The organism is Capnocytophaga sp. oral taxon 864 (assembly GCF_002998835.1).
In the GTDB taxonomy this organism is placed as follows: Bacteria; Bacteroidota; Bacteroidia; order Flavobacteriales; family Flavobacteriaceae; genus Capnocytophaga; species Capnocytophaga ochracea.
Map to the genome: position 1 here is coordinate 544,375 of NZ_CP027232.1, position 12,692 is coordinate 557,066.

Annotated in this window: 10 protein-coding genes; 2 read left to right on the plus strand and 8 right to left on the minus strand. The window is 34.9% G+C overall.

The genetic code is table 11. The features are described 5' to 3' along the window. Nucleotides 1-261 precede the first annotated feature (261 nt). The 7 genes from C3V44_RS02560 to C3V44_RS02590 form a co-directional block, all read right to left on the minus strand. Nucleotides 262-1,638 carry a hypothetical protein gene (locus C3V44_RS02560; RefSeq protein ID WP_106095419.1) on the minus strand — a complete coding sequence of 459 codons (1,377 nt, stop codon included), beginning with the start codon at nt 1,636-1,638 and terminating at the stop codon, nt 262-264. Nucleotides 1,639-1,812: 174 nt separating this feature from the next. Continuing rightward, nucleotides 1,813-3,432, minus strand: coding sequence for an ABC-F family ATP-binding cassette domain-containing protein (locus tag C3V44_RS02565; RefSeq protein WP_106095420.1), 1,620 nt, complete (start codon nt 3,430-3,432; stop codon nt 1,813-1,815). Nucleotides 3,433-3,609: 177 nt separating this feature from the next. Beyond that, nucleotides 3,610-4,305: a bifunctional 2-polyprenyl-6-hydroxyphenol methylase/3-demethylubiquinol 3-O-methyltransferase UbiG gene (locus tag C3V44_RS02570; protein ID WP_106095421.1), complete on the minus strand. Its 696-nt coding sequence runs from the start codon at nt 4,303-4,305 to the stop codon at nt 3,610-3,612. Nucleotides 4,306-4,324: 19 nt separating this feature from the next. Then, nucleotides 4,325-5,638 (minus strand): restriction endonuclease, encoded by a 1,314-nt coding sequence (locus C3V44_RS02575; protein WP_106095422.1) that lies wholly within the window; start codon nt 5,636-5,638, stop codon nt 4,325-4,327. Next, nucleotides 5,619-7,997 carry an McrB family protein gene (locus tag C3V44_RS02580; RefSeq protein ID WP_106095423.1) on the minus strand — a complete coding sequence of 793 codons (2,379 nt, stop codon included), beginning with the start codon at nt 7,995-7,997 and terminating at the stop codon, nt 5,619-5,621. The genes C3V44_RS02575 and C3V44_RS02580 overlap by 20 nt, the downstream gene beginning before the upstream one ends. Nucleotides 7,998-8,093: 96 nt before the next feature. Further along, the gene (locus tag C3V44_RS02585) at nt 8,094-8,600 is read right to left on the minus strand and encodes an Lrp/AsnC family transcriptional regulator (protein ID WP_009420604.1); all 507 of its coding nucleotides are present in this window, start codon (nt 8,598-8,600) and stop codon (nt 8,094-8,096) included. A gap of 293 nt (nt 8,601-8,893) precedes the next feature. Beyond that, on the minus strand, nt 8,894-9,949 hold the full coding sequence (locus C3V44_RS02590) for a M14 metallopeptidase family protein (protein WP_106095424.1): 1,056 nt from the start codon (nt 9,947-9,949) through the stop codon (nt 8,894-8,896). Between the two features lie 387 nt (nt 9,950-10,336). Between C3V44_RS02590 and C3V44_RS02595 the strand changes: the two genes are divergently transcribed. Further along, nucleotides 10,337-10,783, plus strand: coding sequence for a helix-turn-helix transcriptional regulator (locus C3V44_RS02595; RefSeq protein WP_106095425.1), 447 nt, complete (start codon nt 10,337-10,339; stop codon nt 10,781-10,783). A 56-nt stretch (nt 10,784-10,839) separates the two neighbouring features. Then, nucleotides 10,840-12,258: a tRNA uridine-5-carboxymethylaminomethyl(34) synthesis GTPase MnmE gene (mnmE, locus tag C3V44_RS02600; RefSeq protein ID WP_106095426.1), complete on the plus strand. Its 1,419-nt coding sequence runs from the start codon at nt 10,840-10,842 to the stop codon at nt 12,256-12,258. Here mnmE and C3V44_RS02605 read toward each other — a convergent pair. Next, nucleotides 12,220-12,690, minus strand: a complete 471-nt coding sequence (locus C3V44_RS02605; RefSeq protein WP_106095427.1) for a hypothetical protein — start codon at nt 12,688-12,690, stop codon at nt 12,220-12,222. The two genes, mnmE and C3V44_RS02605, sit on opposite strands and share 39 nt — an antisense overlap. Nucleotides 12,691-12,692 lie beyond the last annotated feature (2 nt).

Here is a 12,692-nt window from a genome sequence, read left to right on the forward strand (position 1 = left end):
CTCAAAAATGAAGGAATAATTCTTGAATTTTTCGGTTGTAATTCTGTAAAATGCCATTTTTATTCTATTTTTATATATTAAACAATTAAAATTATATTTTTTCTACTTAATATTGTAATGTTTGAAGTTAATTTTCTATTGTTTGGACTTAATATTGGGTTGTTTGTACTTGATGTTGCTATGTTTGGAGTTAATATTCTATTGTTTGTGCTTTATATTGTATTGTTTGGGATTGATGTTAGATAATTTAAAATAAAGACACTATTTTTTCCTTACGAAAGTGTCAGCAGCTTTATCAACTAAATCTCCAAATAAATCATTTATACCATTTACATCTTTATGAGACATATTTTTGTTTCCTGAAATAGGATTTCTATAGACATTATATACTGATCGAAGAATTAATTGATCTTTATTCTGTTCTGTTTTTAAAATATCAGCATAAGCCTTTATTGTTAAAGCAGTAGCAGATTTGAAAGCATACTCTTCTTGGTAGTTTCTTTCTTTATTATATTGAGCAATTACATAATATAATAGGAAAAAGAAAGGAATAGTTTTTATAAAATTTACAACTATTATTTCCCAAGAATATGTTTTAGGTATTTCACCTAAGCAACCAAAAAAATTAGTAAAAATAGCTAACACAACACCAAAAGTTAATCCCCCCATAATAGCTACTGCCCATTTCCAAAAGTTAAGAGGTCGATTTAGTTCTGTTTTTCGTTGTTTGAATGTTTCAAATAATGATGCACCTACCTCTCTTCCTATAAGAGCATCTAAATATTCATTTCTTTCCCTAAAATATTCTTCCTTACTAACTACAAAAGAAAGACGCCTTTCAAATTCATCATTTTGAGACTTATAAAGTTTATTTTTTTCTTCAAGTTGTTCTAATAATTCTGTATAACTATCTTTAAGACCAGTAAATGTAGTTTTTGATTCTTTGTTAAGGTTTTCTATTCTCTCTTTTTCCTTTTCAACTTGTTCTAATATACTATCTATTTTGGCTTTATTTACATTCGAATCACTAAGTAAATCTGCTATTTCTTTAGCATCATTTCTTGAGCTAGTAAGATTAGCTTCTATTCCTCTTAATTCTGTTTGTTTTTGAGAATAATAACTATTAATTTCCTCGGTGGTAGATTTAATATTTTCTAATAATTCATCATAATATTTTTTTAGGTTATTCAAATTAGTTTCTAATAGAGATAGTTTATCATTTCTTTCTGAAAAATCTATTTCTTCAAGAGGGTAAGATTTGTATTTTGATTTATCATAAAAACCGTTTTGTAAAGCATATTGAATAAGCCAAAATAAAAATTTTTCAGCACTTGATAATTGATTATTGACTATATATGATTTTAAATCATTTATAACTTGATGTAAATTAGATTGTCCTACATCAGGTACATTATAATTATATGGCAAAATAAATCCATCAGGTGAGTTAATCTCCTTACTTATTTGCTTTAAAACTCTTTTTGTTAAAGAAATAAAATCTCCAATATTCAATTGATCAATCTGTTTTTTACTTATATTTTGCTCATTTTCGTAGAAATTAGCTATTGTTCTATCAATATCCAGAGATAATAATTCTTCTATCGAATTAGTTATTGAGACACACTGATTTAAATTCATCTTATACTTGGTTTTATTGATTATTATACTTTTTTTCTTCTTTTATCTAACCAAAACTATTTACTTTTTTAGATTTTTACAAAAAAAAACTCTGGCAAAGCTTATTCTAATCACCTTTTTATGCAAATACCTTTGCCAAAGTGCTGTGATTAACCATTAATCATTAATAATTAATCATTGTTTATACATTTTTTCGCGGAGTTCCTGTATATTTTTGTTGTCCATATACTCATCAAAGGTCATATAGCGGTCAATAATACCACTAGGGGTAAGCTCAATGATACGATTGGCAACGGTTTGCGAAAATTCGTGGTCGTGGGTGGTGAAAAGCACGGTGCCTTTGAAGTTTTTTAGCGAGTTATTGAAGGCGGTGATGCTCTCCAAATCCAAATGGTTGGTAGGTTCGTTGAGCATAAGCACATTGGCGCGCAACATCATCATACGGCTGAGCATACAGCGCACTTTCTCGCCTCCTGAGAGCACTTTACAGTTTTTGAGGGCTTCCTCGCCACTGAAAAGCATCTTGCCCAAGAACCCACGCACATATACTTCCTCGCGCTCTTCCTCTGTTTTTGCCCATTGGCGCAACCAATCCACCAAAGAAAGGTCTTGAGTGAAGAAATCGGAGTTATCCACCGGCAGATAGGACTGCGAGGTGGTGATACCCCACGCAAAAGTGCCCGTATCGGGCTTGAGATTGCCGTTGAGAATCTCATAAAAGGCAGTGGTGGCACGCGAATCTTTAGAAATCACGGCTACTTTGTCGTCTTTGGCAAGATTGATATCCACATTTTGGAACAATACCTGTCCGTCGATAGACGCGGCGAGGTTTTCCACGTGTAGGATTTGGTCGCCAGCCTCGCGGTCACGCTCGAAAATGATGGCAGGGTAACGACGAGAAGACGGTTTGATTTCCTCGATATTGAGTTTTTCCAACATCTTCTTACGAGAGGTCGCCTGCTTCGATTTTGCCACGTTGGCACTAAAGCGCGCAATAAATTCCTGCAATTCTTTGGCTTTCTCTTCCGCCTTTTTGTTCTGTTGCGCACGCTGACGGGCTGCCAACTGACTACTTTCGTACCAGAAAGTATAGTTACCCGAATAATGATTGATTTTCCCAAAGTCAATATCGGAGATATGGGTACAAACAGCATCGAGGAAGTGTCGGTCGTGAGAGACTACAATCACCGTATTGTCATAGTTTGCCAAAAAGTTCTCCAACCAGCTGATAGTCTCGAAGTCGAGGTCGTTCGTAGGCTCGTCCATTATGAGTACATCGGGGTTGCCAAAGAGTGCTTGTGCAAGAAGTACCCGCACTTTGAGTTTGCCGTCCATTTCGGACATTAGGATATAGTGCATATCCTCAGAAATGCCCAAATTGGAAAGTAGTGCAGCCGCATCACTCTCGGCATTCCAGCCGTTCATCTCATCGAACTGTATTTGTAGCTCACCGATGCGTTCGGCGTGTTCATCGGAATAGTCGGCATAGAGGTCGTCCATCTCTTTTTTGACTTTGGAGAGGACTTTATTACCCATAATCACGGTGTCGAGCACAGTATAGTCGTCGTAAGCGTAGTGGTCTTGTTCGAGCACCGACATACGCTTGCCCGGTTCGAGGATCACACGCCCCGAAGTAGGTTCTTGCTTGCCTGAAAGAATTTTAAGGAAAGTAGATTTGCCTGCTCCATTGGCACCGATGATGCCGTAGCAGTTGCCTTGTGTAAAGGTTACGTTTACCTCATCGAAGAGGACGCGCTTGCCGAATTGTACGGATAAATTGGATACTGATAACATTGTTAATGATTAATGTTTAATGATAAATGATTAAATTAAATATCTACTATAAATATAACGTTGAGTTACTTGTTTAAGGCACATAATATTCCTAATCGTGCCATAATGTATTGTTTTAAAGTGCAAAAGTACGGAATATTTGTGAGATATGAAAATAATAGCAATTGTATAGAGAAGTTATTTCTGAGCTATTACAATAAGCGCCATTGAAGTTTTAGGATTAAAAGACTCTTTTTTGAAGTTGCCGTATAGTTTAAGGTCTTTAAAACCTATTTGAGAGAGCCATTGGGTGAGTTCTTGGGAAAAAATAGGCTGTAAAAGCTCTTCATTAGCGATAGTTTCGTCCAAAACTGTCTTAAAAACTATCTTCCCTTCGTGGTTTAAGTGATAAGAACGCTCAAACTTTACTTTTTCGTTCTCTATTAGAGGTAGGTTACCGAGAAAATTACCTTCTTTCTGGGCAAAATACTTCTCAAAGTTTACCATTTGCAAGATAAGTTTGCCTCCTTGCGTGAGTTGGTTATAAGCCTTTTTAAGAAAAGTTTGCACTTCGTCTTTATTATCCAAATGTGGAAGCGTGTTCCCAATGTTGATAATAGTATCGAACATAGGTAAAGTATCGATAGCAAGCATATTAAGCTCTTGCACTTCAATACCCTTGGCAGTAGCCTGAGCAATAAGTGCCTTACTGAGGTCGATAGCCGTAACATCATAGCCCTGTGCGCGCAGATAGGCGGTAAGGTTGCCCGTACCCGCTCCTACATCAAGAACTGTCTTGCCGTGCACTTCGGCATCGAAAAAGACTTTATGTGCAGGCGATAGTGGAAAGATAGCATCGTATTTCTCAGCGATACTATTGTAGAATTGTGACATATTTTTTAATGATAAATGATTAATTGTTAATGATTAATGGAACAGAAACACTTAATTTATAAATATTTCTGTACTGATGTATCTCCTTTTTATTTGCGATGTTTAAATCGGTATTTTGTTCAAATGAGGGATAGACGATAAGGCAATCTATCAACCTATCATCATCTATTTTTAGAGCTTTATAAACCCTTTCCAAACGCGCATAACCACTTACTTGCCGGATGTCGTCTATCACTCTACTATCTTCATAAATAGGTTTATACTTGGCATCAATGACCATTTGGTATTCTGGAGTGTTGAGCAAGAAATCTAACTCAGTGTAATCACCCGTAAAATGATAGTGTACCTCTCCCCTACTGCCGAACTGTTCTTGTAGCTTTTTATAGACATATAACTCAAAAAGTTTAGGCATATCTATCCAAAAAGGCGGAATAGCTACTTTTTGTTGGGTTGTTTCGGTGATATTATACGAAAAACGCTTCAAAATCTGCTTCCCGATGCGAATAGCTTCCTCATATTCTTTAAAAAAAGGATTGGTAGTGAGTTTTTTGAGGTTTTCTACGTCAAGTTCTTCTGAAATCAACTCAAAATGCGGACTACAATACGTAATCAGTTCTCGAATAGACTCGTCATTGCCTGCAAAGTAATTAGAGTGTGTATTCTTAAAGCTGATGATAAACTGCAAAACTTTCTTCAAAAAGCGATTTTCGAGGCTATCCATTCCAAACTCTTGATACCTACATACGTGAGCTGTGAGTTTGTTCTTAAAAACATTTTGTTTGAGGTGTTTACCTAACTGTATCTTGCCTTTGATGCGGTTATTAAGATTCTCCTCCACCGTGTAGTACGATTTTTTAAGTCCTTTGCGCACAATACGCTTCAGTAGCAATAGGAATTGTACTATTAGGAAAGGCGTGAGCGTGTCTTTTTGCTGTTCGATGGCAATTAGCGGTTCCTCCCAATAGATTTTGATAAGATTTTGTGTATGTTTAGGGTCGAGCGCCGTAATGCTGAGAAGCATTTTTAGATAGTCGATTTCTGCCCATTCTTCCTCTTGGGTAGGAAAGCCTTCAACAATCTGTTTTTTGTTCATTTTAGGCTCTATATATACGAATTTGTGATGTTTTACCAACCACAAAGCTCCCACGTAATAGCCTGCCTGCAAACACACTTCTTCCTCATTTGTACGACTAATTTCAAAAGGATATATAGGATTTCCCCATTTATCTTTCTTCAATACATACGGACAAATCTTAGGTATTGCTTCAAAGTAAATGCTCCCCTCTTCTTTTTTAATGCTATAGGGTTGATGTTCAAGAAGGGTTATTTTCATAGACTAATGTTTTAATTTCTTGCATTTGTTCTTCAATCTTTATATTATCTATGAGTATCCCATCTTTTATGTATTCCAATAGAATGGGCTTGATTTCGTATTCCCAACGAATAGACATAGGCACATCTTTTCCATCGCTATATTTTTTCTGAATAAAATACGACTGTCCAAGCCACACATCTTCTGGTTTAAATTCAGGTGATAAGGTTTTGGCACGTTTTAATTCAGTATCTGTATTGTTAATATATTCATCATAGTTCTCAATAAAGAGCTTACTTACTGCTTTAAACAAATTTTTATCAAAATTCCCTTCTAACTCCTTAGGCAACACATTCACAAAGGCAAAGCGCCGACGAATGGCATAATCTATATGCCCTACCGAGCGGTCAGCCGTATTCATTGTACCGATGATGTAGAGGTTAGGTGGTAGTGTGAAACTATTGTCATCATCGATGGCATACATACTCTCCACGGATTCCCCGCGATATTCCAAGGCATAGATGAGTTCTCCCAATACTGTTGAAAGGTTCGCACGGTTGATTTCGTCGATTATGAGGACGAAGGGTTTAGTACCTTTCTTTTTCTTTACAATGCTCTTACAAGATGTATAAGTTTTTACAATATCAGCCCATTGTATAAAATAATCAGTCATTATTTCCCAATATCCACCTTTGTTACGTTTTATATTCTCATAAAAACTTTTAAAATTATCATTTAGATTTTCTTGAGAAAAATCAAAAATTGATATACTACTTATTTTTCCCTTTGCTTTATAAAATAATCTACCATTTTCTATTTTATCAAACACAACTGTTCTTTCTATAGGATCAAAAAAGAACTCTTCTTTATTCTCTCTTTTTTTATTTAGAAATTTTTTAAATTCTTCTGTAATATCATAGACCTCGTTTACTACTATTTCTTCCTCCTCTTCAATACTTTCTGTATTGTAAACTTCCAATGCTTTCTCTGCAAACTTAGCTAACACTTTATTTTCAGCTGTATAGACAATCCCGTCTCCCTCTTCATTAGGCTTGGCGACAATACCCCTTACAAAATCTTCGTAAGAGTAACTGGGGTGAAACTGAATCAGTTTAAACTGCTCATTACCCTCTAAGCTATCATTGTCATTCAAACCTAATAGCTGTTTGGCAATACGCTTGGCTTCACGGGTTTTACCTGTACCTGGAGGACCTTGTAAGATGATTTGGTGCTTGTAACGTAGTAGGTCAATAATCGTAGGCTTAATCGCTTGATTTGTCATATTACTTTCTATTGTTTCAAATTCTTCTTTGTATCTCTTTTCAAAAACATATTCCCTGAAATAACTATTGTCATAATTTTTAGGATAGGTTTCCTTATCAAGTGCTATCTCTTCTTTGACAGCATTTTTGATATCAGGGTAATATGTTTCAATATGTTGTGGGGTTCCCTGATAATAAAGAAAAGCATTGTTAGGTCTTTCAAACTCTTCCCTTCTCAGTTTTGGGATATCTACTTCCCTTCCTGTAATAAAAAGAAATTCTTTGGGACTTACACTTAAACAAATCCTCTTCCCTATGTGATAACGAAGTGATTTTTCATCTAATCTAACACTGAACACTTGATTTTCGGTATCTTCTAATGCTAAATCCTCTATAATATTTCCTAATTTGTAAAAGAAAACAGAAGCCCAATGCTTAGGAATCTTATCCAATACGTTTCTAAATGCTTTTTCTGAAGAAATTGTCATATTCTGGTACACAATATCCTGAGCCAATAGCAAAGGTTCATCAAAACCTTGTGGAATAAAGTTGCTCGTGAGTTGTCTTAACTCAGGATTGTTAAAATAAGTTGTAATTTCGGTAAGCAACTCAATAAAATGCTCGTATTTGCGCTCTTTTCGGGAAACTTCTCCTAAATACTCACATAACTTAGTATAAATATCCCTTTTATAAAAAGTATACTCATTAGGGAATTTCAGCGTCAGTAAAAAAGAAAGAGTACGCTCATCAATTTTTGTACTAAAATTTATATTGCTTTTCTCTTTTAAGTCATCAATAACATTTTCAGTGAAAGTCCTGCATTTTCCCAATTTGGTATAGAAATCATCAGCCCCATAAACAATACCCAACAATTCCTTTAATTTCGTTGCATAGTTTTCTCCTAACGCTTCCAATATACCAAAAGGACGGTAATCTACTAAATTATCCTTTTTCCGAAAAGCCTCTTTAAACATTTCGTAAAAATCAGGGGCATTAATATCCCAATGCTGCTCAAAATGTTCTATTGCCTGCCATTTGTACACTTCATCAGGATTAGAAGGTTTTTCTTGTAAGAAACGAATGTAATTGCTTATGAGTGCTTGTATTTTCTCATTCATAGTATTTCAGTTTTTGCGCAACAAAATTACTCAATTTTCTGTATAAACAAAAAGAGCTACCCGATTTTTCATTCAGATAGCCCTTTTAAAAAGTTCTTATTTAGTAGTTAAAAAATCATATAAATCTAATTCTCGGAAAGCCTTATGAAGCAAACGACTCTTATCGTTAAAAGCCTCTTCCATCGATATCATTGTCTCTGAGCGCGACACACCTTGAATGTCGTCTATCATATAAATAACTTCCTTAGCGTGTTTCACCCCCTTTGTCCTAATTTTACAAAACAGATTATATTTCCCCGAAGTAATGTGTGCCTCTGTTACAAACGGGATAGCCTCTAATTGTTCCAAAACATACTCAGCTTGATGATTGCGCTCCAAAAAGATACCCACATAAGCAATAAAAGTATATCCCATTCTCTCGTAATCTAATGAAATGGCAGAACTTTTTATAATCCCCAATTCTTCCATTTTTCTTATCCGTACATTCACTGTCCCCGACGATATATCAAGTGCCTTAGCAACATCTATATAGGGTTTTCGTGCATCTTCTATAAGAATATCCAATATCTTAAGATCCATTTCATCTAATCTATATTTTGCCATCTACATTAAGTTTATGAGTTCTTTTTTTTAAAAGCGCAAAGTAACAATGTTTTTTTGTATATTCCAAATTGCAACGTACTTTTTAAGTTGAAGTCTACCTATAACCTTTTTTTTATCTCTGCCTTAGCTTCAACTTTCCTTCTACTTAGGTTCGTTGTTCCTTCGTTCATCGTTCGTCTTTTGTTCGTTGTAGACCCACTGTAGACCCACTGTAGACCCACTCATTGTTCGTCTATCCTATAAGTTTCTTATAAGCCCCATCTAATTAACCTTTAATCATTAACCATTCACCATTAATCTATTTTCAATGTCGATAAATCCAAGTGATTTTTAATATAATCTTTATCAATAGCTGAACTTATAAACTTCGATAAAACATCTTCTTTATGTCCGTATTTTTTAGATAAATCACCTATCTCAGCAATATAAGGCACAAACGAGATTTGTTCATTCTCCAAAACTTCCTTATAAAGAACACCTACATCATTACCACAGTGAGTGCCGTCTCTTAAAATAATATCGTAAAAACATTTATCGTTTTCAGGTATACTGAAGTAATCCTTGTAATTCACATTTGTAACATCACAAGTGGCTATATATTGTAGAGCTCTAAATATAGCCATAGCAATATATACTCTCGTTTGTTCACGATTGTAATCATCAGAAAAGTGCCCTGCTTCAAAAAGAATAGTGGGCGTACCTAATTGTGTATACTTATCTCCCGTACAATTGATATTAAAACTATCGTCAAAACGCGCTACCTGATTAGGTATATGGTGCTGTAAAGTGTTATTCATTACTACAATCACTTCCATTGCCTTCTGGCGTACTTCATTAATACTGCGCTCTTCATTATAAGCAGGTGCTAAGAAAGAAACTGTAGCTGGCAAAGGTGTCTGTCCTACACTGAAAATAGTGCGTTGGTCGTGCAGATTAAAGCAATAATCGGGCTGTACAAGTTCATAGGCTTTTCGTAAACACTTACTCTCAGGTTGTGTAAGTTCATCGGCATCACGGTTAAGGTCTACGCCGTTGTGATTTACACGTGTGAACATCTCAGCACCGTCGGGATTAAGCATAGGAATGCAATAAACACTTAATTCCGATAAGAAATCAGCTGTTTTAAGCTCGTTTAAAACATCAAAAAGCGCTTTGGTAGTAGTTGATTCATTACCGTGCATTTGCGACCACATAAGTATCTTTTTACGACCTTTTCCTACTCTGTACAGGTCAATAGGTGTCCCTTTAACTGAAGTACCTAAGGATATTACCTCCTCAAAAGGGTATTTATTTAAAAGTGGGGCTATCATCGGATAAGTGATATAACGCCCAGAAAGCTGTTTTTTCATCTGTATATTAATATTTAAAAGCAAAAGTAATAAATATTCATTAAAGTACAACCTCTAATAAAGTAAAAGTTTTCTTATATTTAAGCGTTACATTTGTATCACTTAGCATTTACAATTGTAAAACTATAAACAATACTAAATATACTAATCAACGATTATTATGCTTTATAAAAAGGCTTTTCTTTCTATTCTGAAATACCATTTTCATAATGATTATACCTATAGATTATTTTTATAGTAGTTTTGTATAATACTATTAACGAATAATTTACATTGTAATTGTAAATAAATACTTTAATATGCTGAAAAATATCTTTGTTTATACTTGTATATCTCAAAATATTGATTTACATTTGTGCATTCTTAGAAAAATAAGTAAACGTTACAATGTTAAACACATCAGACTTTGCCATTCGCTTACAACAAGTGATGGATTATTACGGCTTAAATGCTGCAGCCTTTGCTGATAGCTTAGAGATTCAGCGTTCAGGGGTTTCTCATCTCTTATCAGAACGCAACAAACCGAGCTTGGATTTTATCCTAAAGCTCATCGAAAAATTTCCTGAAGTAGATATGTATTGGATTACACAAGGAAAAGGAAGTTTCCCTCGTAAAGAAGATAAAGAGCTTGCCAGTGCTAAAAAAACGCAACAACCTGACCTTTTCAGTGATATTCCCGAAATAGAAATGCAAGCCCCTACTCCTGCTCCACCTTCTGCTGCAATAAAAGAAAAGCAAGTAGAGACAAAAGCTTTACCATTACCCACTGATAAGCGTATTAAACGAATTATTTTCTTTTATGAAGATAATCGCTTTGAGGTTTTTGAAAATTAGTAGATTGATAGTAATGAAAAAATCACTACATTTGCACCAATTTTCAATAACATAGAATGAAGAGAGATAATTCGTTATATATAAATGATACGATTGTAGCTTTGGCAACTGCTTCAGGGGTCGGTGCTATTGCTGTAATTCGCCTATCGGGAAAAGAAGCCATAGCCATTGCCGACTCGGTATTCAAACCTTATACTGGAAAATCTTTACTTGAAGCTCCGTCACATACAGTTCATTTAGGAACTCTCGAAAGTAAAGACCAAGTAATCGACGAGTGTTTGGCTACTATTTTCAAAGGAACTAAATCTTATACAGGTGAGCCCGTAGTTGAGTTTTCGTGTCACGGAAGTAATTATATCGTAGAAGAAGTTATCAAGCTGTGCTTGGCAAAAGGAGCTCGTTTAGCCGATGCTGGGGAGTTTACCAAACGTGCTTTTCTCAATGGTAAATTAGCGCTCAATCAAGCGGAAGCCGTTGCCGATTTGATTGCCTCCGATAGTAAGGCTTCTCATCAGGTAGCATTACAGCAAATGCGAGGTGGTTTTACTTCTGAGATAGAAGGATTACGACAAGAATTATTAAACTTTACCTCATTAATAGAACTTGAATTAGACTTTTCGGAAGAAGATGTAGAGTTCGCCGATAGAACTCAGTTTAAAGCGCTTTTAAGCACTATTAAAACCACTGTTTTATCTCTCTTACAATCATTTTCCGTAGGTAATGTACTAAAAAATGGTATTCCTGTGGCTATTGTAGGCAAGCCTAATGCAGGCAAATCTACTTTATTAAATGCCCTTCTGAACGAAGAACGCGCTATTGTATCGGATATTGCAGGTACTACCCGCGATACTATTGAAGAAACGCTTCATATAGGAGGCATTGCTTTTCGTTTTATTGATACCGCAGGAATTCGTGATACTCAAGACCAAATCGAAGCTATAGGTGTACAAAAAGCTAAAGAAAAGATAGAAAAAGCCTCTATTGTGCTCTACTTATTCGATGTAAAAGATAGTTCTGCCCAAGAGATTATCTCTTTTGTAAAAGAAAATTACCGCGAAGGAACTAAATTTGTACTATTACACAACAAAACTGACTTATCTACAGAAAGTAATATAACTCCTTTTGATAATGAGATTTTACAATCTTTGAAAGGTTATACCGATACACTACTGAGAATATCAGCTAAAGAAGGAAACAATATTTTAGCCCTTAAAGATTTTCTCTCTCACTATGCTCAAAGTCTTAATAATACAGGTAAAGCAACTATTATTACTAATATTCGCCACTACGAAGCTCTACACAATACCTTACAAAGTATTGAAAGAATAGAACAAGGATTACAATTACAACTTTCAGGTGACCTATTAGCTATCGATATCCGCGAAGCTCTTTATCATTTAGGTACTATTACAGGAGCTGTAAGCAATGATGAGGTCTTAGGAAATATCTTTTCCCGCTTCTGTATCGGCAAATAAGATATCTTGCTGAATATTATCCTCTTTTTTCTTCTTCTTGAACAACAAATAATAAAAACAAGTGATAAACCACCCTACCCAAAACAGATAAAACCCTAAATGAAAGCTTAACTTCATCATTTTATGTGAAGTAGTTGTGAAGTCAATATAAGTAAAGTAAGCTCCTATTCCCCCTAAAACAATAAGTAAAAAGGCTAATAATCTACTAAACGATACGCTTACTTTTGCTTTAAACAGTTGTAATACAGCAATAAGTACTAACTGTATTACCAATAATAAAAGAGCCGTTTTCCACCAAGTTTTGAAAATGGTATACTCACGGTACATTGTACTTATACCTATTTTCCCTATAAACGACATTTTGGATATTAAAACCCCAGATATAAGGCTTAATAATGCTTGTGCCAGACCAAGTATAGTTACGTTTTTCATAA

What these genes read in the sequence shown, in the direction of transcription:
- C3V44_RS02560 (WP_106095419.1), bottom strand. Translation starts at nt 1,638, where the DNA reads ATGAATTTAAATCAGTGTGTCTCAATAACTAATTCGATAGAAGAATTA.
- C3V44_RS02565 (WP_106095420.1), bottom strand. Translation starts at nt 3,432, where the DNA reads ATGTTATCAGTATCCAATTTATCCGTACAATTCGGCAAGCGCGTCCTC.
- C3V44_RS02570 (WP_106095421.1), bottom strand. Translation starts at nt 4,305, where the DNA reads ATGTCACAATTCTACAATAGTATCGCTGAGAAATACGATGCTATCTTT.
- C3V44_RS02575 (WP_106095422.1), bottom strand. Translation starts at nt 5,638, where the DNA reads ATGAAAATAACCCTTCTTGAACATCAACCCTATAGCATTAAAAAAGAA.
- C3V44_RS02580 (WP_106095423.1), bottom strand. Translation starts at nt 7,997, where the DNA reads ATGAATGAGAAAATACAAGCACTCATAAGCAATTACATTCGTTTCTTA.
- C3V44_RS02585 (WP_009420604.1), bottom strand. Translation starts at nt 8,600, where the DNA reads ATGGCAAAATATAGATTAGATGAAATGGATCTTAAGATATTGGATATT.
- C3V44_RS02590 (WP_106095424.1), bottom strand. Translation starts at nt 9,949, where the DNA reads ATGAAAAAACAGCTTTCTGGGCGTTATATCACTTATCCGATGATAGCC.
- C3V44_RS02595 (WP_106095425.1), top strand. Translation starts at nt 10,337, where the DNA reads ATGTTAAACACATCAGACTTTGCCATTCGCTTACAACAAGTGATGGAT.
- mnmE (WP_106095426.1), top strand. Translation starts at nt 10,840, where the DNA reads ATGAAGAGAGATAATTCGTTATATATAAATGATACGATTGTAGCTTTG.
- C3V44_RS02605 (WP_106095427.1), bottom strand. Translation starts at nt 12,690, where the DNA reads ATGAAAAACGTAACTATACTTGGTCTGGCACAAGCATTATTAAGCCTT.